Annotated in this window: 23 protein-coding genes and 1 riboswitch; of the genes, 9 read left to right on the plus strand and 14 right to left on the minus strand. The window is 72.7% G+C overall.

The annotated features are described in order from the left end of the window. Positions 1 to 7: 7 nt before the first annotated feature. From ACIOGX_RS09240 to thiO, 6 genes are all read right to left on the minus strand, one after another. Positions 8 to 865: a deoxyribonuclease IV gene (locus ACIOGX_RS09240; protein ID WP_356507200.1), complete on the minus strand. Its 858-nt coding sequence runs from the start codon at positions 863 to 865 to the stop codon at positions 8 to 10. A 2-nt stretch (positions 866 to 867) separates the two neighbouring features. Next, a complete protein-coding gene (gene pknB / locus ACIOGX_RS09245; RefSeq protein WP_401911568.1) occupies positions 868 to 2,784 on the minus strand; it encodes a Stk1 family PASTA domain-containing Ser/Thr kinase in 1,917 nt (638 codons plus the stop codon). 195 nt (positions 2,785 to 2,979) lie between these two features. After that, the gene (locus tag ACIOGX_RS09250; protein ID WP_401911571.1) at positions 2,980 to 3,963 is read right to left on the minus strand and encodes an IS481 family transposase; all 984 of its coding nucleotides are present in this window, start codon (positions 3,961 to 3,963) and stop codon (positions 2,980 to 2,982) included. 102 nt (positions 3,964 to 4,065) lie between these two features. Beyond that, entirely contained in the window at positions 4,066 to 4,863 is a 798-nt protein-coding gene (locus ACIOGX_RS09255; protein ID WP_401911573.1) for a thiazole synthase, read from the minus strand. Positions 4,864 to 4,866: 3 nt separating this feature from the next. Next, positions 4,867 to 5,067 carry a sulfur carrier protein ThiS gene (thiS, locus tag ACIOGX_RS09260; protein ID WP_129769753.1) on the minus strand — a complete coding sequence of 67 codons (201 nt, stop codon included), beginning with the start codon at positions 5,065 to 5,067 and terminating at the stop codon, positions 4,867 to 4,869. Further along, on the minus strand, positions 5,064 to 6,260 hold the full coding sequence (gene thiO / locus ACIOGX_RS09265; protein ID WP_401911576.1) for a glycine oxidase ThiO: 1,197 nt from the start codon (positions 6,258 to 6,260) through the stop codon (positions 5,064 to 5,066). Before thiO ends, thiS begins: the two co-directional genes overlap by 4 nt. Next, positions 6,258 to 6,371, minus strand: a riboswitch (TPP riboswitch). It overlaps the preceding gene by 3 nt. Before the next feature lie 50 nt (positions 6,372 to 6,421). Here thiO and ACIOGX_RS09270 point away from each other — a divergent pair. The 6 genes from ACIOGX_RS09270 to ACIOGX_RS09295 all read left to right on the plus strand — a co-directional run bounded on the left by ACIOGX_RS09270 (position 6,422) and on the right by ACIOGX_RS09295 (position 11,350). Next, positions 6,422 to 6,808, plus strand: coding sequence for a hypothetical protein (locus tag ACIOGX_RS09270; protein WP_356507207.1), 387 nt, complete (start codon positions 6,422 to 6,424; stop codon positions 6,806 to 6,808). Further along, positions 6,805 to 8,034: an NAD(P)/FAD-dependent oxidoreductase gene (locus ACIOGX_RS09275; RefSeq protein WP_383966046.1), complete on the plus strand. Its 1,230-nt coding sequence runs from the start codon at positions 6,805 to 6,807 to the stop codon at positions 8,032 to 8,034. Before ACIOGX_RS09270 ends, ACIOGX_RS09275 begins: the two co-directional genes overlap by 4 nt. Positions 8,035 to 8,125: 91 nt before the next feature. Beyond that, positions 8,126 to 8,491, plus strand: coding sequence for an Rv2175c family DNA-binding protein (locus ACIOGX_RS09280; RefSeq protein ID WP_129769749.1), 366 nt, complete (start codon positions 8,126 to 8,128; stop codon positions 8,489 to 8,491). A gap of 102 nt (positions 8,492 to 8,593) precedes the next feature. After that, positions 8,594 to 9,253 carry a thiamine phosphate synthase gene (gene thiE, locus ACIOGX_RS09285; protein WP_401763100.1) on the plus strand — a complete coding sequence of 220 codons (660 nt, stop codon included), beginning with the start codon at positions 8,594 to 8,596 and terminating at the stop codon, positions 9,251 to 9,253. Positions 9,254 to 9,412: 159 nt separating this feature from the next. Then, positions 9,413 to 10,330 carry a methylenetetrahydrofolate reductase [NAD(P)H] gene (gene metF / locus ACIOGX_RS09290; protein WP_129769747.1) on the plus strand — a complete coding sequence of 306 codons (918 nt, stop codon included), beginning with the start codon at positions 9,413 to 9,415 and terminating at the stop codon, positions 10,328 to 10,330. Positions 10,331 to 10,381: 51 nt separating this feature from the next. Continuing rightward, on the plus strand, positions 10,382 to 11,350 hold the full coding sequence (locus tag ACIOGX_RS09295) for a hypothetical protein (RefSeq protein WP_401911582.1): 969 nt from the start codon (positions 10,382 to 10,384) through the stop codon (positions 11,348 to 11,350). Positions 11,351 to 11,454: 104 nt separating this feature from the next. On the opposite strand, the gene ACIOGX_RS09300 is transcribed toward ACIOGX_RS09295, so the two are convergent. From ACIOGX_RS09300 to ACIOGX_RS09315, 4 genes are all read right to left on the minus strand, one after another. Beyond that, positions 11,455 to 12,969 carry a phytoene desaturase family protein gene (locus ACIOGX_RS09300; RefSeq protein ID WP_401911585.1) on the minus strand — a complete coding sequence of 505 codons (1,515 nt, stop codon included), beginning with the start codon at positions 12,967 to 12,969 and terminating at the stop codon, positions 11,455 to 11,457. 492 nt (positions 12,970 to 13,461) lie between these two features. Then, positions 13,462 to 14,070, minus strand: a complete 609-nt coding sequence (locus tag ACIOGX_RS09305; RefSeq protein WP_356507218.1) for a TetR/AcrR family transcriptional regulator — start codon at positions 14,068 to 14,070, stop codon at positions 13,462 to 13,464. A 65-nt stretch (positions 14,071 to 14,135) separates the two neighbouring features. Then, positions 14,136 to 16,292, minus strand: a complete 2,157-nt coding sequence (locus ACIOGX_RS09310; protein ID WP_401911588.1) for a YhgE/Pip family protein — start codon at positions 16,290 to 16,292, stop codon at positions 14,136 to 14,138. Further along, positions 16,264 to 17,133, minus strand: coding sequence for an ATP-binding cassette domain-containing protein (locus ACIOGX_RS09315; RefSeq protein WP_401911591.1), 870 nt, complete (start codon positions 17,131 to 17,133; stop codon positions 16,264 to 16,266). Before ACIOGX_RS09315 ends, ACIOGX_RS09310 begins: the two co-directional genes overlap by 29 nt. Before the next feature lie 158 nt (positions 17,134 to 17,291). Here ACIOGX_RS09315 and ACIOGX_RS09320 point away from each other — a divergent pair, with 158 nt between their 5' ends. The 3 genes from ACIOGX_RS09320 (at position 17,292) to ACIOGX_RS09330 (ending at position 19,612) form a co-directional block, all read left to right on the plus strand. Next, complete coding sequence (locus ACIOGX_RS09320) at positions 17,292 to 17,831, plus strand: SAV_6107 family HEPN domain-containing protein (RefSeq protein ID WP_383966024.1); 540 nt, start codon at positions 17,292 to 17,294, stop codon at positions 17,829 to 17,831. A gap of 231 nt (positions 17,832 to 18,062) precedes the next feature. Then, positions 18,063 to 18,779, plus strand: a complete 717-nt coding sequence (locus tag ACIOGX_RS09325) for a methyltransferase (protein WP_356507517.1) — start codon at positions 18,063 to 18,065, stop codon at positions 18,777 to 18,779. Between the two features lie 431 nt (positions 18,780 to 19,210). Next, positions 19,211 to 19,612, plus strand: coding sequence for a DUF3040 domain-containing protein (locus tag ACIOGX_RS09330; RefSeq protein WP_356507225.1), 402 nt, complete (start codon positions 19,211 to 19,213; stop codon positions 19,610 to 19,612). Positions 19,613 to 19,790: 178 nt separating this feature from the next. Here ACIOGX_RS09330 and ACIOGX_RS09335 read toward each other — a convergent pair whose 3' ends face one another. From ACIOGX_RS09335 to ACIOGX_RS09350, 4 genes are all read right to left on the minus strand, one after another. Then, positions 19,791 to 22,214 (minus strand): DUF3488 and DUF4129 domain-containing transglutaminase family protein, encoded by a 2,424-nt coding sequence (locus ACIOGX_RS09335; protein WP_401911594.1) that lies wholly within the window; start codon positions 22,212 to 22,214, stop codon positions 19,791 to 19,793. Next, complete coding sequence (locus tag ACIOGX_RS09340) at positions 22,211 to 23,569, minus strand: DUF58 domain-containing protein (protein ID WP_401911597.1); 1,359 nt, start codon at positions 23,567 to 23,569, stop codon at positions 22,211 to 22,213. The genes ACIOGX_RS09335 and ACIOGX_RS09340 overlap by 4 nt, the downstream gene beginning before the upstream one ends. Further along, positions 23,569 to 24,612 (minus strand): MoxR family ATPase, encoded by a 1,044-nt coding sequence (locus ACIOGX_RS09345; RefSeq protein WP_129766858.1) that lies wholly within the window; start codon positions 24,610 to 24,612, stop codon positions 23,569 to 23,571. The genes ACIOGX_RS09340 and ACIOGX_RS09345 overlap by 1 nt, the downstream gene beginning before the upstream one ends. 210 nt (positions 24,613 to 24,822) lie before the next feature. Then, positions 24,823 to 25,449, minus strand: coding sequence for a carbonic anhydrase (locus ACIOGX_RS09350; protein ID WP_356507231.1), 627 nt, complete (start codon positions 25,447 to 25,449; stop codon positions 24,823 to 24,825). Positions 25,450 to 25,555: the final 106 nt, after the last annotated feature.

Below are 25,555 nucleotides of genomic sequence, written 5' to 3' on the forward strand. Positions count from 1 at the left end.
TCCGGCGTCAGCCGTCGCGGAGTTTCTTCAGCCGTGCCACGTCCGCCGCGTGCCCCTCCGTGCCGCCCGGTGTCTCGATCACCAGCGGTACGTTCTCGGTCGCCGGATGCGCGAACAGCTCACGGAACGGCTCCTCGCCGATATGTCCCGCGCCGATGTTCTCGTGACGGTCCTTGTGCGCGCCCGCCACATCCTTGGAGTCATTGGCGTGGATCAGCTTGAGCCGCCCCTCGCCGACCGTGTCCACCAGCAGATCCAGCGTCTGCCGCATCCCGTGCGGTCCCGCCAGATCGTGCCCGGCCGCGAAGATATGGCAGGTGTCCAGACAGACGCCCAGCTTGGGATGGGCGTCGAGCGCCTCGAAGTACGGGCCGAAGTCCCAGGTCCTCGAACAGAGCGAGAAGCCCTGTCCCGCGGTCGACTCCAGCAGCAGAAACGGATCGTCGTCATGGGTCAGTTCGTCGAGAAGCGGCAGCATCCGCTCCCGTACCTGCGCGAGCGCCACCTCGCGGGGCCGTCCGCCGGTCGCCGAGCCCGTGTGCACGACCACGCCCAGCGCGCCGATCTCCCGGCCCCGGCGCAGACTGTGCCGCAGCGACTCCACCGACTTCTCGGCGGTCGCCTCCGTATGCGAACCGAAGTTGATCAGATAGGGCGCGTGCACATACGCCGGGATGTCCTCCGCCGCGCACTGCGCGCGGAACCGCTCGTCCTGTGCCGGATTGCCCGGCGGAGTCGCCCAGCCGCGCGGATTGGCCGCGAAGACCTGGACGGTCTCGGCGCCCAGCTCACGTGCGTAGGCCAGACCGGTCGAGGCGAGGCCGCCGGCCACCGGGACATGGCTGCCGACGGGATTGCGCGTCACTCCTAGAGCCCCTTGGTCGTGATGGTGATGGTGCTGCCCTCGGGGGCCTCCTGGCCGCCCTCGACCGACTGCTGTTCCACGGTCTTCCCCAGGAAGGGGAAGCCCCGGTCCACGGTGACCTCGAAGCCCGCCTCCTTCAGCAGCTTCGTGGCCTCGTCGGTCGTCTTACCGGTCACATCGGGTACGGAGATCATCCGCGGCCCCTGGGAGACCGTCAGTGTGACCGTATCGCCCCGCGCCAGCTGGGCACCCTCGGCCGCGGACTGCCGGGCGACCGACCCCGCGTCCTCGGGGGAGTTCACGCGCTCGGCCGCGACCTTCACCGTGAGCCCCTGGTCCTCCAGCTCCGCGGTGGCGTCCTCCACGGACTCACCGGTCACATCGGGGACGTCCACCGGGCTGCCCTTGCTCACCACGAGCGCGACCCCGGAATCGGGCCGCACCCCACTCCCGGACGCCGGGGCCGAACTGATCACGGTGCCCTGCTGGATGTCGTCGTCGAACTCCCGCGTGACGACCCCGGCCGCCAGCCCGACCTTCTTGAGCGCCCGCCGCGCCTCGCCCAGCGGCATGCTCTCCAGATCCGGGACCTTGACGATCTCCGGACCACGCGAGATCACGACGGTCACCGAGCCGTTGCCGCGGATCCGCACGCGGGGCGCGGGGTCGCTGCCCATGACCGTGCCGCGGGCGAAGGAGTCGCTGAAGTCCTTGGTGACCTTCACCTCGAGCCCCGCGTCCGAGAGCCGCTTCGTGGCCTCCCGCTCGCTCTGGCCGAGCAGCGAGGGAACACGCGTGAACTGTCCCGAATTGATGTACCAGACACCCGTACCGACACCCAGCACCAGCAGCACGGCGACCACCGCCGCGACGACGCCCCGGCGGGGCATGACCGGGCGGCGGCCCGGCGCGTCCGGCGGGGGCGCCATCTCCAGCCGGCTCGTGCGGTTCGGTGTCTCGTCCTCCGCAGGCTCGACGGGCCGGATGCGCGGGATCACCGCCGTACGGTTGTCGGCACCGGCCCCGTCCACCGGCTCGGGCCTGGCCCGCGGCGGTACGGCGTCCAGCTGCGCGTCGGTCAGCGCGGCCCGCGCCTCCCGCGCCAGCCCGAGCAGCGCCACCGCGTCCGCGGGCCGCACCTCGGGGGCACGGGCGGTCGCCGCCGCGACCAGCTCGTCCAGCTCCACGGCCAGCCCCGGCACGGCGGCCGACGGCGCGGGCACGTCCTCGTTCAGATGCCGGTAGAGCACCTGCGCGGGGGTATCCCCGCCGTGCGGCTTCGCACCGGTCAGCATCTCGTGGAGGACGACCCCGCAGGCGTACACGTCGACGCGGGTGTCGGACGTGCCGTGCTCGATCTGCTCCGGCGCCAGATACGACACCGTGCCGAGAACGCTCCCGGTGGTGTTCGTGACATCGCCGACGGCCCGCACGAGTCCGAAGTCGGCGACCTTGACCCGGCCGTCGTCCCCTATCAGCACGTTCTCCGGCTTCATGTCCCGGTGCACGAACCCGGCCCGGTGCGCGGCCCCCAGCGCGGCGAGCACCGGCTCCAGAATGTCCAGCGCGGCCCGGGGCCGCAGCGCCCCGCGCTCCCGCAGGACATCGCGCAGCGTGCACCCCGCGACGTACTCCATCGCCAGATAGACGTAGGCGCCCTCGGCGCCCTGGTCGAAGACCGCGACGACATTGGGATGCGACAGCCGGGCCACCGACTTGGCCTCACGGATGAAGCGCTCCACGAAGGTGACGTCGGCGGCGAGGGCGGGATGCATCACCTTGAGCGCGAGGACCCGGTCGAGCCGGATGTCGACGGCCCGGTAGACCGTGGCCATGCCGCCGACGGCGATCCGCGCGTCCACGCGGTAGCGGCCGTCGAGCAGGTGCCCGACGATGGGGTCCTTGAGGGTCGTATCCACGAGCCCGAGTCTACGAGCCACGGTGCGCGTCCGGCGGGGGCGCCGTCCGGGCCGGTGGTCTTTGGCCGGGGCCGGTGGTCGTGTGCGGGTTGGTGCCGCCGGACACGGCCCCTGCGCGCCCCCTTCACCGCCCGCACGAGCGACGGGCCCCGGAACCGGCCGTACGAGACCGCAACCCGGCGACAAGGACACGCCCTAGGTGTATTGACCCGCAACGTTGTTAACGCGGCTGATGGGCGGGTGTCCGTTGAGTGCGGTGTGGCTGCGGTGGTGGTTGTAGGTGTGGAGGAAGTCTGCCAGGGCCTCGGTCCGTTCCTTGTTCGAGGTGTAGGGCCGCAGGTAGGCCCACTCGTCCAGGAGGGTGCGGTTGAAGCGTTCGACCTTGCCGTTGGTCTGCGGCCGGTAGGGCCGGATCTTCTTGTGTGCGATGCCGTCGGCGGCCAGGGTCCGGGTGAACAGCCGGGCCTTGTAGCAGGAGCCGTTGTCGGTGAGGACCCGCTGGACGGTGATGCCGTGGGCGGCGAAGAAGGCGTTCGCCCGCTGCCAGAAGCCCGCGGCCGTGTGCTGGCGTTCGTCGGGCAGGACTTCGCTGTAGGCCAGGCGGGAGTGGTCGTCGACCGCGGAGTGGACGAAGGAGTAGCCGATCACCGGCTTGCGGCTCCTGCGCTCACCGGTGGTCACGAGCTTGTTGTCCATCGCCTGTCGGCGGTCCATGACCTTGTGGCCGCCCCCGTCGGGGATGTTGCCGAGCTTCTTGATGTCGACGTGGACCAGGTCGCCCGGCCGGGCGTGTTCGTAGCGGCGGATCACCCGGCCGGTGGGACGGTCCAGGAAGGCGAGCCGGTTCAGGCCGTGGCGGACCAGGATCCGGTGCACGGTCGAAGCGGGCAGGCCCAGAACCGGGCCGATCCGGGCCGGCCCGAGCTTGCGGCCGGTCCTCAGACGGCACACCTCGGCCTCGACCGAGACCGGGGTGCGGTGCGGGGTCGTGCGGGGCCTGCTCGGACGGTCGGCGAGGCCGCTGTCACCTTCGGCCCGCCACCGGCGGACCCACTTGTGAGCAGTCGGCCGGGATACGCCCATCTCCGCGGCGACATGCGCGACCGGACGGCCCGCAAGGACACGCTCGACCAGGATCCGCCTGCCGTGAACGGTCAGCCGGGCATTACGGTGGGACACGAAGACCTCCGTGTGCGGTGCAGCTTAGACACCTCCACCACACCGGAGGTCTTCGCCATGATCAAGCCCGGCCGGTGTCAACAACGCTCGTGATCAATACACCTAGGGGAACGCCGGCCTCTCCGGGTCCAGCGTCGCCACCCCCTCCACCGGCGACGACGCCCACGCGATCCGCCGCCGCGGCATCCGCCCCGCCCGCCACGCCAGCCGCCCCGCCGACACCGCGTGCCGCATCGCCTCCGCCATCAGCACCGGCTCCCGCGCCCGCGTCACCGCCGACGCCAGCATCACCGCCGCGCACCCCAGCTCCATCGCCAGCGCCGCGTCCGAGGCCGTGCCCGCGCCCGCGTCCAGGATCACCGGCACCCCCGCCCGCTCCACGATCAGCTCGAAGTTGTGCGGATTGCGGATACCGAGGCCGGAGCCGATCGGGGAGCCCAGCGGCATGATCGCCGCGCACCCCACGTCCTCCAGCTTCGCCGCGAGCACGGGATCGTCGTTGGTGTACGGCAGGACCGTGAAGCCGTCGTCGACGAGGGTCTCCGCCGCGTCGAGCAGCTCGATGGGGTCGGGCAGCAGCGTGCGCTCGTCCGCGACCACCTCCAGCTTGATCCAGTCCGTACCGAGCGCCTCGCGGGCGAGACGCGCCGTGAGCACCGCCTCCCCGGCGGTGAAGCAGCCCGCCGTGTTGGGCAGCGCGCGGATGCCGAGCGAGTCGAGTACGGACAGGACGGAGCCGTGCACGGCGGGGTCGAGGCGGCGCATCGCGACCGTGGTGAGTTCGGTGCCCGAGGCGGTCAGGGAGCGTTCCAGCACGTCGAGGCTGGGCGCGCCGCCCGTGCCCATGATCAGCCGGGAGGCGAACGTGGCGGAGCCGATGGTCAGCGGGTCGTCGGCCATGGTTCAGCCTCCCTGGACCGCGGTGAGGACTTCGACGCGGTCGCCGTCGTTGAGCGGTGTGCCGGACCAGCGGGTGCGCGGGATCACCGTCTCGTTGACGGCCGCGGCGACCCCCGAGGGCGCGGGGGCGAGCGTGGCGACCACGACGTCGAGGGTGGTGGCGGGCGCGAGCTCGCGGGGCTCGCCGTTCACGGAGATGTTCATGCGGTCTGCTCCTGACGGATGGACGCGACGGGCGAGGGGCGCGAGGAGAACCGCGACGGGGAGAAGGCACGGGCCTCCGGGGGCAGTTCGCCGGTCGTCAGCACCGTGGCCATCGCGTCGCCCGTGACGGGCGTGAGCAGGACCCCGTTGCGGTAGTGGCCGGTGGCCAGGGACAGCCCCGGCAGCGCGGTGGGTCCGAGCAGCGGCGCGTTGTCCGGTGAGCCGGGGCGCAGCCCGGCGACGGTTTCGGTGAGCGGCAGTTCCGTGATGCCGGGGACGAGTTCGTGCGCGTCCCGCAGCAGTTGGTACACCCCGCCCGCCGTGACCGTGGTGTCCCAGCCGAGTTCCTCGCTGGTGGCGCCGACGACCAGTTCGCCGTTCTCGCGCGGCACCAGATAGACGTGGCTGCCGCGCACGGCGGCCCGTACCGTCCTGGAGAGGAAGGGCGCGTATGTACCGGGCACGGTCAGGCGCAGGACCTGGCCCTTGACGGGCCGTACCGGCGGCAGGACATCGGCCGGTACGCCCCCGAGCCGGCCGCTGAGGCTGCCGCCCGCCAGCACCACCTGGTCCGCGGTGAGCGCGCTGCCGTCGGCCAGGACGGCGCCGGCGGCCCGGTCGCCCACGACGGAGAGCCGGTCGGCGTGGGCGCGGTGGACGACCACCCCGGCCCGTTCGCACGCGGTCAGCAGGGCCGCCGCCAGCCGGCGGGGATCGATCTGGTGGTCCTCGTCGACGCGCAGACCGCCGCGTACGCCCGGCGCGAGCATCGGCTCCAGGCGCCGGCACTCACGGCCCGTGAGCCACTGGGACGTCAGCCCGCAACGCTGCTGGAAGGCGTGCAGTTCGCGCAACTGTGCGCGGTCGTCGGTGTCGAGGGCGACGGCGAGCGTGCCGCACGCCCGGTAGCCGGTGTCCTGCCCGCTCGCCGCCTCCAGTTCGGCGACGAAGTCCGGATAGCGCGCGGCGGAGGCGAGGTTGAGGCCGAGCAACGTCTCCTCGCCGTAGTGGAGTTCGGTGACGGCCGCGAGCATCCCCGCCGCGACCCGCGCCGCGCCGCCGCCGGGATCGGGGTCGGTGACGGCGGTGCGCAGCCCGTGCTGCGCCGCGCGCCAGGCGGTGACCAGCCCGATGATCCCGCCCCCGATGACGAGGACGTCGGAGCCCGTTGTTCCTTCATGGGGTGACTGCATGGGCGTCCAGCCCCTCCCTTCGCCGGCATGACCCGGATCAGGTTCGTACGGTCGGAGGCCGCCTCAGCCTCCCTCTCAGCCCGGTGCGTCCGGACTCCCGCGAGGTAGTGTCGGCTGCCAGCCTAACGCCCTGACCTCCGCGCTGTAAGGGAGCGATTACCGTGGCCCGTTCACTGGACGGACTCGTCCTTTCCCCGGTCGCCGACCAGGCACCGGGGCAGGTGGGCACCGCCACCCGCTTCGTCTACCGCGAGGAGGACGGCGTGATCCGCGCCGAGTACGAGGGCGGTGACGTGGTCCGCGGCTATCTCGTCGGGACGCGCGAGGGCGACCGGCTGGACTTCCGGTACGTACAGCTGAAGCGGGACGGCGCGACGTCGTCGGGGCACTGCGTCTCCACCGTGGTCGGCCTTCCCGACGGCCGGGTGCGGCTGGAGGAGACCTGGGAGTGGGAGTCCCAGGAGGGCAGCGGCACGAGCGTGGTGGAACAGGTTCCCGCCGACATTCCGGGAGTTGTCCGGGACGGGCTGTCTAAGGTGATCGGGTGAGCGAGAGACAGCGGGAGACAGAACCGGCCGGAGAGCCGAGGGTGGTCGTCGTCGGCGCGGGCATGGCGGGCGTGCAGACCGCGGTGGCCCTGCGGGAGAAGGGCTTCGGCGGCCCGGTCACCGTACTCGGCGCCGAGCCGCATCCACCGTACGACCGGCCCCCGCTCTCCAAGGCGGTCCTGCTGGGCAAGGCGGAGAGCCCGGCCTTCGACATCGACTTCGCGGCGCTGTCCGTCCGGCTCAGGCTCGGCCTCGACGTGACCGGACTGCGCCCCGGCGCGCGGGAACTGGACACCGCGCGCGGGCCCGTCCCGTACGACGTCCTCGTCATCGCGACCGGCGCGGAACCGATCGCCCTGCCGGGCACCGAGTCGCTGCCCGGCGTCCATCTGCTGCGCACGCTGGACGACGCGGAGCGGCTGCGTCCGGTGCTCGGCCGCAGGCAGCGGGTCGTGGTCGTCGGCGCGGGGTGGATCGGCGCGGAGTTCACCACGGCCGCCCGGGAGGCGGGCTGCGCCGTGACGGTCGTCGAGGCGGCCGACCGGCCGCTCGCGGGCGCCCTGCCCGCCGACGTCGCCGCTCCCATGACCGGCTGGTACGCGGAGAGCGGCGCCGAACTGCTGACGGACGCCCGGGTGGCCGGTGTCGAACCGGGCGCGGTGCTCCTCGCGGACGGCCGGCGGCTGGACGCGGACGCGGTGGTCGTGGGCATCGGCGCGCGGCCCGCGACGGGCTGGCTGGCCGGATCGGGGATGGAGCTGGGCCCGGACGGCGCCATCGTGGCGGACGAGCGGCTGCGGACCTCGCTGCCGGAGGTGTACGCGGTGGGTGACTGCGCCTCGTTCCCCTCGGCCCGTTACGGAGAGCGACTGCTCGTCCATCACTGGGACAACGCGCTCCAGGGGCCGCGCACGGTCGCCGCGCAGGTGGTCGGCGAGACCGACGAGATCTACGACCCCGTGCCGTACTTCTGGTCCGAGCAGTTCGGCCGCTTCGTGCAGTACGCGGGCCACCACGCGGACGGTGACACCCTGGTCCGGCGCGGTGATCCCGCCGGGAGCGCCTGGTCGGTGGTGTGGCTGCGGGACGGGGCGCCGACCGCGCTGCTGGCCGTCGGCAGGCCCCGGGATCTGGCGCAGGGCCGCAAGCTCATCGAGGCGGGCGCGCGGCTGGATCCGGAGCGGACCGCGGACCCGTCCGTACCGCTGCGCAAGGCCGTGCTCTGACCTCGTGCGGGATCGCGGCACCGCCGGGGCGGCGGCCCGATTGGGGCTTCTCGGCTACCGTCTGTCAGTCCGGGATGGCACGCTTGTCCTTGTGACCGAGATTGACGCAAAGATCGATGCTCTCGTCCCCGCCTGGCTTCACCTGCCCGACATCGCGGAAAAGCTCGACGTCGAGGTGACGCGTGTGCGGCAGTTGGTGAAGGAAGGCCAGCTGATCGCGGTGCGCCGCGGCGAGAACAGGACGCTCCAGGTGCCCGCCGCCTTCATCGACGGCAACAAGGTGGTCAAGGGCCTCGCCGGCACCCTGACGCTCCTGAGGGACGACAGTTTCACCGACGAAGAGATGCTCGAGTGGCTCTTCACCCCCGACCCCAGCCTGCCGGGCACGCCCGCGCAGGCGCTCAGTGAGAATCGCGGCACGGAGGTGAAGCGCCGGGCCCAGGCGCTCGCCGTCTGACGACATCGCCATCCGCGGTGCGCGGCGCCCCCGTACGGCCGTCCGCCGGCCGTACGCGGGCCGCCGCGCACCGCCGACCCACACATCACGGGGGGATCTTCCATGGCCACGGCTTCCGCGGCTTCCGCGTCGCTGTCCGACGCCCGGCTCTATCTGTGCACGGACGCCCGTAAGCGGCAGGGGGATCTCGCCGAGTTCCTCGACGCCGTGCTCGCGTCGGGCGTGGACATCGTGCAGCTGCGCGACAAGGGCATGGAGGCGGCCGAGGAGCTGGACCACCTCCAGGTCTTCGCCGACGCCTGCCGCAGGCACGGCCGGCTGCTCGCCGTGAACGACCGCGCCGATGTGGCCCATGCCATCGGCTCCGACGTGCTGCATCTGGGACAGGGCGATCTGCCCGTCCCCGCCGCGCGCGCGATCCTCGGGGACAGGCCGCTGATCGGCCGTTCCACCCATGCCGAGGCCGAGGTGGACGCGGCGGTCGCCGAGCCCGGCGTGGACTACTTCTGTACGGGCCCCTGCTGGCCCACCCCCACCAAGCCGGGCCGCCACGCCCCGGGGCTCGACCTGGTGCGGTACGCCGCGTCCCGTGCCACGGATCGTCCGTGGTTCGCGATCGGCGGGATCGACGCCGCCCGTCTCGACGAGGTGCTGGACGCCGGTGCCCGCAGGGTCGTCGTCGTCCGGGCGATCACCGAGGCGGACGACCCGGCGGCGGCGACCGCGGCCCTGGCGAAGCGCGTGCGCGACCGTGCCGTGTGACGGCGGCGGGGTGTACGGATGGCCGGAGTGCGGCGTACGGATGACGGGAGCGCGGCGCACGGGGACGTGCCGTGCCGGAGCGCGGCTACTTAACCGGCAATCCGGGCAAAAGCCCCTCGTCCGGTTGGGGGACCGCCCCACCCTCGATAGCCTGCACATATGGCCCTAGGCACAGCTTCGACCAGATCGGATCACGCGCTGACCGTGCGTGATCTGCTCGCGACCGGCAAGACTTCGTACTCGTTCGAGTTCTGGGCGCCCAAGACGGAGAAGGGCGAGCGGAACCTCTGGAACGCGTTGCGCCGGATCGAAGCGGTCGCCCCGAGCTTCGTCTCCGTGACCTACGGCGCGGGTGGCTCCACCCGCGCGGGCACGGTCAGGGCCACCGAGCGGATCGCCGCCGACAGCACGCTCACACCGGTCGCGCACCTCACTGCCGTCGGTCAGTCCGTCGCCGAGCTGCGCAACATGGTCGGGCAGTACGCCGACGCCGGGATCCGCAACATCCTCGCCGTACGCGGCGATCCGCCCGGCGACCCCATGGGCGAGTGGGTCAAGCACCCGGACGGTGTGCGCTACGCCGTTGAACTGGTCAGGCTGATCAAGGAGTCCGGCGACTTCTGCGTCGGAGTGGCGGCCTTCCCCGAGATGCATCCGCGGTCCACCGACTGGGACACGGACGTCAGGCACTTCGTGGACAAGTGCCGCGCGGGCGCCGATTACGCGATCACGCAGATGTTCTTCGACCCCGAGGGCTATCTGCGGCTGCGCGACCGCGCCGCCGCGGCCGGTTGCGAGACGCCCATCATTCCGGAAATCATGCCCGTCACCAGTGTGAAGATGCTGGAGCGATTGCCACAGCTCTCCACCGCGGTCTTCCCGCCCGAGCTGAAAGAGCGGATCCTCTCCGTCAGGGAGGATCCCGCCGCTGTACGCTCCATTGGCATCGAGTTCGCGACGGAGTTCTGCGCCGAGCTGCTCTCCGAGGGTGTCCCCGGCTTGCACTTCATCACGCTCAACAACTCCACGGCGACGCTCGAAATCTACGAGAATCTCGGACTGCACGAGCAGTCGTGACCGGCCGTACCCGCCCTGTCCCCGGGCGGTGGGCCCAGGAGAGGGGCGGGCATGGGCTGGACGGTCCTCTACATCGCTTTCGGCATCGTGGCCCTGTGGCTGCTCGGTGAGGTGCTGCTCCAGTACAAGGCGCGGCTGCGCTGGCGCGTGCTCGCCTTCACCGGGTTCATGGGCGTGGTCCTCGGCGTACTGATCCCTTCCATATTCGTCATCGCGCTGGGCGCGATCGCGTTCGCGGTCGGCCAGACGTATGTGACGCTGTCCTTCCGCCGCGGCTTCTCGACGGGCTGGGCGATAGGCGGCAGTCCGGGCGCGAGCCGCCGCCGCAAGGCAGGGAGCCGGCAGGCGCAGGAGCGCGAACCCGCGCTGGAGGTCTCGGACCTGGAGTACGAACCGGCCGCGTACGAACCGCCCGCGTACGAGCCGGAGGCGCCCGCGCCGACCGCCGCGGTCTACGAGCCGGAGCCGCTGCCCGACGACACGGGGCAGTACGGGATATACGACGACGCGGCCCGTGAGGCGCGTCAGCAGCCGCACGCGGGCGCGGGCATGGGCGCGGGCACCGCGCCCGGTGCCGGCGCGCACGAGTACGGCGACGGCGGCGGATACGACGCGTATCCGGGGTACGGGCAGCACCAGCCCGCGGGCCAGGACGGATACGTGCCCCAGGACGCCTACCACTCCGGTCAGGACATGTATCCCGGCCAGGACGCGTACGCGCAGCAGCAGTACGGCTACGACGCCGGGCAGCAGCAGTACGCCGGGTACACCGACCCGTACGCCGGCTCGGCCGACAGCGGCGGGCAGTACGGCTCGTACGACAGCTTCGGCGGCCGGCAGCAGTACGCCGACCCGTACGGCAACCAGCAGCAGTACGGCGGCGACACCCCGCCCGGCGGCGTGTGGGTCCCGCAGCAGCGCGACCGCGACGGCGAGCAGTTCCCGCCGATGCCCCACGAAGAGCCGCGCCGGCCCGGCTACCCGGACCCCGACTACAACGAGCAGCAGTACCGCTACTGACGGGCGACCGACGACGGGCGACCGGCGACGCGCGTCGGCGGGCCGTCAGGAACGGTCGGCGGCGCGCCCGTTGACCGAGCGGGCATGGTGACGGCCCGCGTGGCTCACCGCGAGCCGCGGAAGTCCGCCCCTTCGACGATCAGTCCGGCGACCAGCGCCCCCGACATCCCGGCGTGCGCGAGCCCGCCGCCCGGATGCGCCCAGCCTCCCGCGCGGTACAGCCCGGACAGCCGGGTGGGGTTCCCCGGAAGCAGCAGCCGGCCCTCGGCCCCGGCCAGCGCGGGCGCCGGTACGGAACCGCCCGCGGCCCCCGTCAGCGCCGCCGTATCGGCCGGGGTGCGCACCTCGCGCCACAGGAGCCGCTCCGCGATTCCCGGCACGGCGGCCCCGGCGGCCGCCACCAGCGCATCGGCGTACCGCTCGCGCAGCGCGGCGTCGGACCAGTCGACCGGCCCGTCCGGGGCCACCGTCGCGGTGAGCGTGACCGCCTCGTGGCCGTCGTCGGGGCGCGTCGCCGCGTCGTCGGGCCGCAGCACCGTGACCGTGGGCCGCGCCGCGGTCCGCCCGGCGAACACCTCGGCCGCCTCGGCGCTTCCGTCGGGGGAGTGCACCACCGTCCGGTGCGCGGCGCCGGGTTCGCGGGCGCCGCGCAGCGCCAGCAGCACCGTGAACCGGCCCGGCCGCACGGCACCACCCGCGTCCGTGCCGGGCGGCCGTACGTCACCGTCCGCGTCGAGCCGCCACTCCACGAGAGGGCCGGGCGCGATTCCCGCCACCACATGGTCGGCCTCCGCGACCGTGCCGTCCGCCAGCTCGATGCCCGTCGCCGCGCCGTCCTTCTCGACGATCCGGGTCACCTCGGCGCCGAAGACGAACTCCACCCGGCGGGCCAGGCACCGTTCGTACACCGCGCGCGCCAACTCCCGCATGCCGCCCCCGACATACCAGCTGCCGAAGGTCTGCTCCAGATACGGCAGCAGGGCGGCGCTCGCCGGGGCGTGCCGCGGGTCGAGCCCGTACGACAGGGCGTAGCCGTCCAACAGCGCCGCCAGCCGCGGGTCGGCCAGCTCCCAGGCACCGATCTCCGCGACCGTCGTGGCCTGCCGGGCGCCGCGGAGCAGCCGCCGCTGCCGTACGGCCGGATACGGATCCCGGCCCAGCACCCGCCAGTCCGCCCACAGCGGCTCCTCCAGCAGCGGGCGCCGCGAGCGGTCCCAGGCGTCCCGGGCCCGGCCGAGGAACTCCCCCCAGCGCTCCCCGGCGCCCGCGCCCAGCGCCGCGTCCAGGGCGGAGACCACGCCGCCGCGCGACGCGTTGGGCAGCCGTACGCCGGTGCCGTCGGCGAAGACATGCCGGCTCGCCGGATCCACCTGACCGAGCCGGACGCGGCTCTCCAGCGGCTCCTTGCCGGTCTTGACGAAGAGATCGCGGTAGACGGCCGGCAGATGCAGCAGACCGGGCCCGGTGTCGAAGACGAACCCGTCCCGCTCGAACCGGCCCACCGACCCGCCGTACGTCGCCGCGCGTTCGTACACCGTCACCCGCTGACCCGCCACCGCGAGCCGGGCGGCCGCCGCCATGGCGCCCATCCCGGCGCCGATCACCGCAATCCGTGCCATGGCAGCGATTTTAGAGCGCCGGGGGAGCACCGGTCTCCGGCCGTTCCCCGCGTGATGCCACGACCGCGCCGCGTGATGCCACGGCCGTGCTGGGCGGGAGTACGCAGGACTGAGTACCGGTACCTAGTGGGGGAGATGAGTAGGCACGCGGATGGGCTCCGACCTGCGCGGACGGAAGAGTGGGGACCACGGAAGGGGCGCGGCGCCGGCACCGCCGACACGGGGCGGCGGAACTGCGCGGCTCCCCTGACGTAACGGGGGTGCGGACGGGGAGCCCAGCGACCACGGGGGATCAGAGGATCACGGGGAAGCGGGCTCTCCGGCATCCCGGAGAACGGGGTACGGGGACCGGGGGGTACGGGGACTGGGGGTGCGAGGACCGGGGGGTACCGGGGGATACGGGATACGGGGGAACGCGCCGGTCCGGCGAGGCTCAGGGGGATGGAGCCTCACCGGACCGGCGCACGTACGTACGCGGGGCGCGTACGGGCGTCAGCGTCCGCCGACCCGGCCGTGCAGCAGCCGCGAGAGCGCCGCGTGCACATCGTCCATGGACCGCTCGGGCTGGAACGCCTGCCAGTCGAGCGCCGCCACGAGCACCATCCCGACCAGCGCCGCCGCCGTCAGGGGCACGTCGATCTCGTCGCTCAGCTCACCGCCCTCGACGGCCTCCCCGAGCACCCTCTCGACGACCGCGACGGCCTCCTGGCGCACCACCAACAGCGTCGACTGCCAGGCCCGGTTGGTCCGCCACAGCTCGGCGACGTACAGCTGTGTGAAAGCGGGATAGCGGTCGATGAAGACCAGACCGGCCCCGATCATCGCGTCCAGCGCCTCGATCTTGCTGCCGCCGCGCTCCGCCGTGGTGTCGGCCGCCGTCCGCAGGGACGAGGCGAGCAGTCCGACGCCGTGCCGCAGCAGCTCCTCGAAAAGCTCCGTCTTGCTCTTGAAGTTGTAGTAGACCGTGCCCTTGGCGACCCCGGCGCGTTCGGCGATCTCGTCCACCGTCGTCGCCGAGAAGCCCTGTTCGGCGATGAGGGTCACCGCCGCCTCGTAGAGCTTCTGCCGGGTGGCCTGGCGGCGGGTGCTGCTGCTGTCCATGGCGACGATTGTCACAGGTCCTCCGCCGTCACAGCTCCTCCGCGCCCGCCGCATGTCCTGCGCGCTCACAGGCTCAGCTCGGGGTGCAGCCGGTCCAGTGTCCATACCTGCTTGCGCCGCGCGGACAGGGCGGTCAGCGCCAGCGCGCCCGCGGTGAAGGCGGCGAGCACGGCACAGCCCTGCCATACGGGGCCGAGCCCGCCGCCCGAGATGAGTCTGCGCAGCGCGTCGACCACGTAACTCATCGGCAGGAAGGGGTGGATGGCGCCGAAGAAGCCCGGACTGGTCTGGACGGGATAGGTGCCGCCCGCCGAGGTCAGCTGGAGCATCAGCAGCGCCAGCACGAGGATCCGGCCCGCCGGTCCGAAGCGGGCGTTGAGCCACTGGACGATCGCGGTGAAGCAGCAGGTGACCAGCGCCAGGAAGCCGACCGTTCCGGCGGCGCGCGCCATCTCCAGGCCGATGGCCCAGTGCAGTACGGAGATCAGCGCGCCGGCCTGGAGCAGTCCGATCGCGGCGACGGGCAGCCAGCCCGCGAGGGCGATACGCCAGGCCGAGGCGCCGGCGGCCAGCGCGCGCCGGTTCAGCGGCTGGATCAGCATGTACGCCACCATCGCGCCGACCCAGAGGGAGAGCGGGATGAAGTACGGGGCGAAGCCGGTGCCGTAGTTGGGCGCGGCGTGCAGCGAGCGCGAGGCGAGCTGGACGGGGTCGGCCATCACCTCCGTCCGCCGGTCGCGGTCGGTCTTGTCGTAGTCGGGGATCTCTTTGGCGCCGTCGTCGAGCCCTCCGGCCAGCTCGGCCGATCCGTCGGCGAGCTTGAAGAGCCCGCCGTCGAGGGTGTCCGCGCCGGTACTGAGCTTGCCGACACCGGTGTTGAGCGTGGCGGAGCCCTTCTTGGCGTCGGTCAGTCCGGTGTGCAGCCGGCCCGCTCCTTCGGCGACCTTCCGCGCGCCGGTGTTGAGGGCGTTGATCTTCGTGACGGCGGTCTCCAGGTCGTCGTCCAGCTTCGGCGCGTGCTCGGCGAGTGCCTTCGCCTGCTTCTGGAGCGTGGCGAGCCGGCCGTCCAGCGCCGTCAGATCGCCGTTGTTGTTCTTCACCAGGGTGTTGACGTCATCGGCGACGGCGGCCACGTCCGCGGCGGCGGTCCTGGCGCGCTTGAGGGACGGGCAGGCGCCGGGGTCGGGACCGGCGCCGGGAGCGGCGGTGTCTGTGCCCGTGCCGGTGCCGGGGGTGCGCTCAGGGGCGGCCGGGGCGGCGGGGGTGTTCTCGCAGCGTTCCCTGTAGAGGGAGTTCAGCTCGTCGGAGGCCAGGCGGGCCTTCGTCGCGGCGCTGGGCGCGGCCTTCACGAGCAGCCCCAGGTTGTCCCGTATCGACTGGGAGGAGTCCGCCACGAGCCGCGCCGAATCGCCGATGGTCTTCCCGTTGTCCTTGAGGTACGGACGTACGTTCCCGGCCATCGAGTTGATCTTGTCGGCGAGCGACTGGGTGCCGGCGGCGACCTGTCGGGCGCCGGTGTCCAGATCGCTCGCGCCCGTGCCGAGCTTCTTCAGCCCGCCCGTCAGGTCCCCGCTGCCCTCCTTCGCGGTCTTCAGCCCGTCCACGAGGTCCTTCGAACCCTTCTGGGCCTTTCCGATACCGCCCTTGAGCTCGTCGGCGCCCTTGGCGGCCTTCGCGGTGGCGTCGTGGATGTCCGAGAAGGAGATGAAGATCCGGTCGAGGAAGGAGCGCGAGGCGTTGGTCGAGGCGGCGGTCCTCACCTCGGAGAACACGGTCCTGGAGAGCTGTCCGACGATGTAGTTGTTGGCGTCGTTCGTCCGCACCTGGAGCGCGCCGGTCTCGGGGGCGTCGCCGGAACTGGACGCGATCCGCTCGCTGAGGTCGGCCGGCATGGTCAGGGAGAGGTAGTACGAACCGTCCTCCACGCCCTCGCGCGCCTCGGCCGCGCTCACCTCGTGCCAGGCGAAGACCTTGCTCTCGCGCAGGCTCCGGGTGATCTCGTCACCGGCGGCGACCTTCCGGCCCGCCGCGGTGGCGCCCTTGTCGTCGTTGACGAGCGCCACGGGGATCCGGTCGAGCCGCCCGTACGGATCCCAGAACGACCACAGATAGAGCGCGCCGTACAGCAGCGGCAGCAGCAGGATCGCGACGAGCGCGGCGCGCGGGAGCTTTCCCCTGCCGAAGCGCCTCAGCTCAAGCGCGGCCAGTTTCGGCGAGCGCATCGGCCGCCCCCTCCTCGTTGTGCGTACGGATGATGACGGTGCCCGCGTCCTGGTCCCCGGGGGCCTGGCCGCACACGGCGAGTACGGTCGTGCCGTCCTCGGCGACGGACCGCAGCAGCCGCCAGGCCGCGGCGCGGTCGGCGTCGGAGAGCTTGAGGTCCAGATCGTCCACGGCCAGCAGCCGGGGCCGGCCGATCAGGGCGAGGGCGACCGAGAGGCGCAGCGCCTCCAGCCGCTCCAGGTCGCGCACCGACGTGCGTTCGCCCTTGGGGAGGGCGGCCGTGTCGAGCCCGGCGGCGGTCAGCGCGGCGTCGATACGGTCCCGGGCCTCGGCCGCCCGCCGGGCGCGTGGCCGCAGCAGGGAGCGCGGGGATCCGCCGAACCGGCGTTGCAGGAGCGCACGTTCACGCAGATGCTCGGCGACGGTGAGCGCCGGATCGAGATCGCTGACGCCCGGGACAGGGCCGAGGCCGCTGATCCGCCGTACGGCCGCCATGGCGCGGGGCAGGGGCAGTCCGGCGATCTCGGCCCGGCCCTCGGTGGGGCGCATGCGGCCGGTGAGAGCGAGCAGCAGACAGGTGCGCCCCGAGCCCGAGGGGCCCTCGATCACGACGACCGTGCCGGGGGCGGCGTCGACGTGGACATGGCGGAACGCCCAGCCGCGCGCGCCCTTGAGCCCGAAGTCCTCGGCGAGGACGGCCGCGCCGTCCGGATCGGCCCGCGTGCTCTCCGCGTGCTCCTCGCTCTCCGCGTGCGCTTCGCTCTCCGCGTGCCGCAGGCTCACCGCGTGCGCCTCGCCTTCCGTGTGCTCCTCGCTCTCCGCGTGCTCCTGGCTGTCCACGGGGCGCCTCGATTTCTTTGTACTGACTGGTCAGTGCAAAAGCTACTCCGAACCGGTGTGCGAGGCAAAGTCGCAGGTCAGGGCTGATTGTCAGTGGTGTCCCTCACCATGGACACATACGGCTACAGCACCGTCACACGACGACAGGAGGTTCCGTCATGGCCAGCTCCTACGCCGGTGCCGCACGTCGGCGCCGTACAGACGGCCCTGCCCCCGCCCTGACCGGTCCGCCGAGCGATGTCCACCCCGTCCTGCGCAGGGCCACGGCCCCGCCCGCGGCCCTCGATCTCCTCGCCCAGGCGCATGCGGGCCTGGACGAGGCCGCCACGCTGGACGCTCCGAACGAGCGCTACGCCACCGCCCATCTCGCCGCCCTGCGCACCGCCGCCGCGGTGCTCGCCGCCCGTGGCCGCCCGGAGACCACCCCGCAGCGGCGGCGGCGCATCAGGAGCGCCTGGGAGGTCCTCACCGAGATCGCGCCCGAGCTGTCCGAGTGGAGCGCTCTCTTCGCCTCGGGCGCCCCGCGCAGGGCGCGCGCCGAGGCGGGCATACCCGGCGCGGCGTCCGGCCGTGACGCGGACGATCTGCTGCGCGACGCGGGCATGTTCCTGCGCCTGGTGGAGCGGCTGCTCGTCCTCGAACCCGTCCTGCCCCGGCCCCGTGCGGAACACCCCCGGCAGGGCGATGCCGCTGGGTGACCGGGAGGCGCGGTCCGTGGCGTGCCGTCGAAGCGGCGCCGTCCGCCCGCGGGGCGGGCCGGGCGGGACTTGGACGGCACGCCCCAGGCAATAGGGTGGGCGGAGCCTGCACCGTTCACGCCCCGCCACCAGCGGCGGCACCGCGCCGAGGAGTCAACTGCCGTGTCGGACCGTTCCCCTGTTACCGGTGGGGAGACGCCCTCCCGCCCCCGCGGCTCCCTGCGTACCGCCGTGGTCTGGGAGGTCCTCAAGGACGCCCTCGGCCGCCGCGCCAAGGTGGCGGGCACCGACGTTCTGGACGTGCTCGACACCGGAGGGGGTACGGGCAACTTCGCGGTGCCCGTCGCCCGTCTGGGGCATCGCGTGACCGTGGTGGACCCCAGCCCGAACGCGCTCTTCGCGCTGGAGCGCCGGGCGGCCGAGGCCGGAGTGGCCGAGCGCGTCCGGGGGGTCCAGGGCGACATCCACGGCCTCTTCGACGTGGTCGAGCGCGGCGGCTTCGACGCGGTGCTCTGCCATGGCGTCCTGGAGTACGTGGACGATCCGGCCGAGGGCGTACGGAACGCCGTGGACGCCCTGCGCCCGGCCGGGGCGCTCAGCCTGCTCGCCGCCGGTCTGGGCGGTGCCGTGCTCGCCAGGGCGCTCGCCGGGCATTTCGTCGAGGCCCGGCAGGCGCTGACCGATCCGGCGGGCCGCTGGGGCGCCGGCGACCCGGTGCCCCGGCGCTTCACCGCGGAGCAGCTCACGGAGCTGGCCGCCGGAGCCGGTCTCCGGATCAGCGCCGTGCACGGTGTACGGGTCTTCGCGGACCTGGTGCCGGGCGGGCTCGTGGACACCCAGCCGGGCGCCCTGGACGCGCTGCTCCAGCTGGAGGCGGCGGCCGCCGAGCTGCCCGCCTTCCACTCCATCGCCACCCAGCTGCACGTCCTGGGAGAGAAGCGGGACTGACGCGGATTTCGTGGTTCCGGAGCCGCCCCGGGCGGTTCCGGAGCCGCCCCGCAGCGGTTCTGGGGCCGCCCCGCAGCCGTCCTGGAGCCGTCGCGGAGCCGTCCTGGAGCCGCTACGGAGCCGTACTGGGCCGTCCGGAGGCGGTCCGGAGCCCGTCCGGGGCGGTGATCGCGTGGCTGATCAGCCACGCAGCCGTACATGGAGTACGCCACAGGCCCCCCAGCGGGGCGCCAAGCGCCGTATGATCGGTGTACACCATCCGGCATGACGGATCGATGGTTGGGGAATCAACGCCTCAGCGGCCGAGCCGACATGGCGGCCCGGAATGGCGAATTGGCGTTGAGGGCGGGTTTCACGGGGGCGATTCCCTGCCTATCCTTGAAGGAGCCGCATACCGGTCGCCCCCCGCGACCGACGACTAGGAGGACTCCGTGCCGCTCTCGGAGCACGAGCAGCGAATGCTCGAGCAAATGGAGCGAGCGCTGTACGCCGAAGATCCCAAGTTCGCGACAGCGCTTGAGGGAAGCGGGCTGCGTACGTACACCCGGCGACGGGTCTACCAGGCGGTCGCAGGCTTCCTGGTGGGTATCGCGCTCCTCATGGCCGGAATGGTCGCCCAGCAGATCTGGATCAGCGTGGTGGGATTCCTCGTCATGCTGGGCTGCGCGGTCCTGGCGGTCACCGGCTGGCGCAAAGCGCCCAAACCAGGTCAGCAGCAGGCGGCGGGCAGCCCATCCGGCGGCCCCGCGCCCGCACAATCGAGACAGCGCCGCTCGATGATGAACCGCATCGAGCAGCGGTGGCAGCGCCGCCGCGACGAACAGGGCCAGTGAACGAACAGGGCCAGTGGACAGTACGACCGAGGGGCGAACGCGTCAGGCGTTCGCCCCTCAGTCGTTTCCGGCTTCCGGCTTGGCTTCTGGCTCCTGGTTTCCGGGGGCCGCCCCCGTCCTCCGGCGCGGGTGCCGAAGGACGGAGGCGTCGCCCAGGCCGGCGCCCGCGCCGCGCCGCTCAGCCGCGCTGGCGCGAGGGGCGCCAGCGTGTGGTGGCCGCCCTGGTGGCCTGCGAGAGCCGCTGAGGGCCCCAGCGGGCCGTGAGGGACGCCCAGCGCTCCGAGGCGGCCCAGACCACCCGTACGGACGAGCGAGGCACCAGGAGTGCGCGCAGCCGGGGCCAGCGGTCGGCCAGGGCGTCGAGCCCCTCCCGGACCCGCCGTACGTCGTCGGCGAGGCCCGTGACCGGCCGTGGCACGGGCGCGTACAGCACCTGCTCCACCGAACCGGCCACCCGGTGCACCGCCTCGGCGGCCTCCCCGTCCAGCCGGCCGAGCCGTACGATGCGCTCCGCCGCCTTCCGCGGTGTCCGTGATTCGTCGGGCGGGACCCCGTGGTCCCAGGCGGTATCGGTGATCTCCCGCCAGGCCGCCAGCGTCCGCGCCGTCGCGTCGGCGGGGGTGCGCCCCCCGGATCCCAGCCGGCCGGCCCGGATCCTGGTCCGCCAGAGCAGGGGCAGCAGCGTCAGCGCCACCACCGCGAGCCCGCCCAAGGTGATCCACAGCACGGTCGACAGCGGGAAACCGGAATCCGTCGGCGGCAGGGCGGCGCCGGGAGCGGCCGCGCCGCACTCGCCCAGCCGCCGTGACTGCGCCGGGCAGCTGTCCGAGGCGGACGGTTCCGCGGACGGCGCGGCCGAGGTGCTCGCATCGGGACTGGCCACGTCGCTGGGCCCGTCGGACGGCACGTCCTGCCGGGTGTAGTCGGGCGCGCTGCCCCGGCTCGGCGTCGGCTCGAACCGGGTCCACCCGACGCCCTCGAAGTACAGCTCGGGCCAGGCGTGCGCGTCACGCAGCCCGACGGACATGCTGCCGTCCGGCTGCGGCGTGCCCGGCGTGAAGCCCACCGCGACGCGCGCCGGTATGCCCAGCGTCCGGGCCATCGCGGCCATCGAGAAGGAGAAGTGGACGCAGAAGCCTTCCTTGTTCCTGAGGAACCGCGTGATCGCCGTGACGCCGGTGCCCGAGTCCACCTCGGTGTTGTACGTGAAGCCACCGTCCAGCGCGAACCAGTCCTGGAGCCTGACGGCCTTCTCGTAGTCGTTGGCCGCGCCCCTGGTGACATCGAGCGCCGTCGACTTCACCATGTCCGGCAGGATCGCCGGGACCTCGGTGTACTCACGGCGCAGCGCCGACGGGGCCGGGGGCGCCGCGGCGAGCTGCTCCCGGGTCGGGTTCACCAGCAGGCTGCTGACCTCGTACTGCGCGCCGCGCGTCGACTGTCCGCGGTCGCCCACCAGCGTCCTGCCCGCCGGCTCGAAGCGCCAGCGCCCCTCGATGTCCACCTGGGTCGCCGGATAGGGCATCGGCAGATAGTTCTGCCGGTACCAGCCGGCGGCCGAGATATTGGTCCTGACCTCGGTGGTGGAGACCTCGGGGCTCAGCCCGGGGGAGCCGGGCAGCCGGTCCGGTACGTCCTCGACCCCGCGTTGCGAGAACCGCCAGGACGTGCCGTCGAACTTGTCCAGCGCCATGATCCGCAGATACATGTCCTGGGTGTCCGGCGCGTTCGTCTTGTAACGCAGCGCCTCGCGGTCCTCGGGCTGGTTCAGATTGTCCTGGAGCGAGATCAGCGGGTTGACCGCGGAGATCGTGCCCCCGCCGCCCGTCCCCGAGCCGTTCCCGCCGCCGGTGCCGGCCAGCAGGCCGCCGTCCAGCGCGGGCAGCGCGGCCGGGACCACCAGCGCGACCCCCAGCGCCACCACACCGATACGGCGTCCGGTACGGACCGGGGCGCGCCCGCCCGAGGCGTCCGGTCCCGACGGGAACCGGCCCGGCGTACGCGGCGCGCCGCCGAACACCCGGCCCCACTGGGACAGCCGGTCCCGGCCCTCCGCCAGGAGCAGCAGCAGATAGCCCGCTGCCGCGAGGAGGAACCACAGCCAGCCCCCGGCGCCGCCGGAGAGGCCCGCGGCGACCGAGTAGAGCGCGAGCAGCGGCAGTCCGGCCGGGGCCGCGTTGCGGAAGGTCACCGCGATCGCGTCCACCGCGAGCCCGATGACCAGGACGCCGCCGATCAGCATCAGCCTGATGCCGTCGGTGGCGGGCGCCGGTATCGCGTACCGGCCGACGTCATCGCCGCCCTCGGTGAGCAGCCGGCCGAAGTGCGCGAAGACCTCGGGGGTCGGCACGACGCCGATCAGCGCCTGCTGCGAGGCGAAGACCACCGTGAGCATCAGCAGGGTGGCGAGGCCCTGGAGCGCCACGGTCAGTGTCCGGGCAAGCGGCACCCGCCGGGCCAGCGCGCCCACCCCGGCGACGACCGCCAGCATGAGCGCGGCGTGCAGCAGCCAGAGGGCCGGTTCGACCAGCGGCAGCAGGGCGCCCGCCGCCATCAGCGTGGCGGCGAAAGCGCACAGCGCCAGCCTTCCGCTACCGCTCATGACCATCCTCCGGAGAAGCCTGTCGTACCGCCCGTGACGGCCGATTCCGATCGCTGCCGCGCGGCCAGCTGCCACAGCTCGGGCAGCGCGGCGCCCGAGGGCACGGCGAGCGCGGTCCACCCGGCCTCGCGCAGCTGCCGCAGCCGGTCCTCGACGGGCCCCGCGGGGTCGGCGCCCTGGGTCCAGCCGGTGCTGTCCAGTACGAAGGCGACGGCCACGGCGCTGCGCTGCCGCATCCGGGCCGCCACCGCCGTCTGCTCCTCGTCCAGATCGCCGAAGAACGCGACCAGCAGCCCTTCGGTGCCGCCGCGCAGGACGGAGTACGCGGGGGAGAGGGCCGTGCCGTCGGAGTGCTCGACGACCGCGAGGGTGTCCATCATCAGCCCGGCCGAGTCGGCGGAGTCCTGGGTCGCCCCCGCGAAGCCGTCGCCGCCCTCGCCGGGCATCGAGCTGCCGGTGTCCGTCAACAGCCGTACCGCGAAGCCGCGTTCCAGCAGATGCACCAGAGCGGACGCCGTGCCCGACACCGCCCATTCGAAGGCGGAGTCGGGGCCCGCGCCCTGGTAGGCGCTTCGCCGGGTGTCCAGCAGGACCGTGCATCTGGCCCGCTGCGGCTGCTCCTCGCGGCGCACCATCAGCTCGCCGTAGCGGGCCGTGGAGCGCCAGTGCACCCGGCGCAGATCGTCGCCGTGCCGGTAGCCGCGGGGGATCACATCGTCCTCGCCGGCCAGTGACAGCGAGCGCTGCCGCCCCTCGCCGTACCCCGACGCCTCACCGCCGAGCCGTACCGGTGGCAGCGGTTCGGTGCGCGGGACGACGGTCAGGGTGTCGTACGCGCTGAACGAGCGGGTCAGCTCGCACATCCCGAAGGGGTCGCTCAGCCGCAGCTGGAGCGGTCCCAGCGGATACCGCCCGCGCAGATCCGAGCGCACCCGGTAGGACACCTCGCGCCGGCCGCCCGGCTCGACCCGGTCCAGCACGAACCGGGGGCGCGGGCCGAGCACGTACGGCACGTGGTCCTGGAGCATCAGCAGCCCGGTGGGCATCCGCGTCACGTTGTCCATCCGCAGCTGCACCCGTGCCTCGGAGCCCGCGGGGACCCGGGAGGGCGACAGCCGCCGGCTGCCCGCGACCCGGTAACGGGTGCGGTAGAGGACCGCCACGCAGATCAGCGGCAGCACGGCGAGCAGGATCCCCACACGCAGCAGATCCGACTGGCCCAGGACATAGGCGCAGACGGCCGCCGCGACCCCGGCCGCGAGGAACGACCGGCCGCGCGTGGTCAGTCCGGACAGCGCGGCCCGCAGCCCGCCCTTCTCCTCGCCGCCCTCGGCCACCGGCCCCCCGGGCGCCATCACAGCCGCCGTACGCCGGGCTGCTGGCCGTAGAGCGGTCCGCCGTGCGATGCCTGGCGCCCGGGGCCCTGGCCGCCGCCCGCCGTCGGGACCGGGACGCGCTGGAGGATCTCCAGCACGACCTGCTCGGCGGTACGGCGGTTCAGCTGTGCCTGGGCCGTGGGCAGCAGCCGGTGCGCGAGCACCGCCGTCGCCAGGGACTGGAGATCGTCCGGCAGCGCGTAGTCCCGTCCGCTCAGCGCCGCCGCGGCCTTCGCGGCGCGCAGCAGATGGAGCGTCGCGCGCGGCGAGGCGCCGAGTCTGAGGTCGGGGTGGTTACGGGTCGCCCCGACCAGCTCGACCGCGTACCGCCGCACGGACTCGGCGACATGGACCGTGCGCACCGCGTCGATCAGCTTCACGATGTCGTGCGCGTGCGCCACCGGCTGGAGGTCGTCCAGGGGGGATATGCCGCCGTGCACGTCCAGCATCTGCAACTCGGCCTCGGCGCTCGGGTAGCCGATCGAGACCCTGGCCATGAAGCGGTCGCGCTGCGCCTCGGGCAGCGGGTACGTCCCCTCCATCTCCACCGGGTTCTGGGTGGCCACCACCATGAAGGGGCTGGGCAGTTCGTAGGTCTGCCCGTCGATGGTGACCTGACGCTCCTCCATGGACTCCAGCAGCGCCGACTGGGTCTTGGGCGAGGCGCGGTTGATCTCGTCGCCGATCACGATCTGAGCGAAGATCGCGCCCGGCTTGAACTCGAAGTCCCGCCGCTGCTGGTCGTAGATCGACACCCCGGTGATGTCGGAAGGCAGCAGATCGGGGGTGAACTGAATGCGCTGCACCGAACAGTCGATGGAGCGCGCGAGCGCTTTGGCCAGCATGGTCTTGCCCACGCCGGGGACATCCTCGATCAGAAGATGCCCCTCGGCGAGCAGCACGGTCAGCGAAAGCCGTACGACCTCTGGCTTGCCCTCGATCACAGCCTCCACCGACGCGCGCACCCGCTCCGCTGTGGTGGTCAGATCTGTAAGGCTCGCTCGATCGTCATAGGTCGTCACCCGGCCCTCCTCGGCCCTTTCCTCGGGCCGATGCTCATCAGACGGCCCGGCCCTCCCCGAAACACGGACACCGTCTCCGGAAAGTTCCGGAGCGGTGCCACACACGCATTCTTGTTGCCGTTACCGCTTCGTGTCATCCGCCTGTGGATAAGTGGGTGTGATATGTCGGCTTTGCTGTTTATCTCGGGGAGGGGTGCCCGGTGACGGTGCTCAGGCGTCGGCGTCGATCTCCCGCAGCAGACCCGTCTTCACGTCGAAGACGAAGCCGCGGACGTCGTCGGTGTGCGGCAGGAAGGGTGAGGTCCGCACGCGCCGCATGGACTGCCGTACGTCCTGATCGACATCGCGGAACGCCTCCACGGCCCAGGCGGGCCGCTGTCCGACCTCCATTTCCAGCTCGTGCCGGAACTCCTCGGTCAGGCTTTCCAGACCGCAGCCGGTGTGGTGGATGAGGACGACGCTGCGCGTGCCCAGCGCCCGCTGGCTGATGGTGAGGGAGCGGATGACGTCGTCGGTGACGACACCGCCCGCGTTGCGGATGGTGTGACAGTCGCCCAGGGAGAGCCCGAGCGCGCCGTGCAGGTCGAGCCTGGCGTCCATGCAGGCGACCACGGCCACGCGCAGTACGGGGCGCGCGTCCATGCCGGGATCGCCGAACCCGGCGGCGTAGAGGAGGTTGGCGTCGATGAGCCGGTCGGTGACCGTCCCGCCGGTGCGGGCCGCGCCGGTGGGAGCCTGGACGGGCTCTGCGGGGAGATGTGCGGAAGTCGACATACCTATGACGGTAGTCGTCACGAGGTGGTCAAGCCTGCTGTGGGAGGGGACAAAGAACGTCAACGCGGCTTGGTGTGAGCTAACCCACATGGGTGAGTCCGGCAGGGCCGGGCGAGTGAATTGTGCCGTTTATGGTCTTGTGGTGAGTGACCCTTGCGACGCGCTGACC

Origin of the sequence: Streptomyces sp. NPDC088147, assembly GCF_044741565.1 — a bacterium.
Taxonomy (GTDB): Bacteria; Actinomycetota; Actinomycetes; order Streptomycetales; family Streptomycetaceae; genus Streptomyces.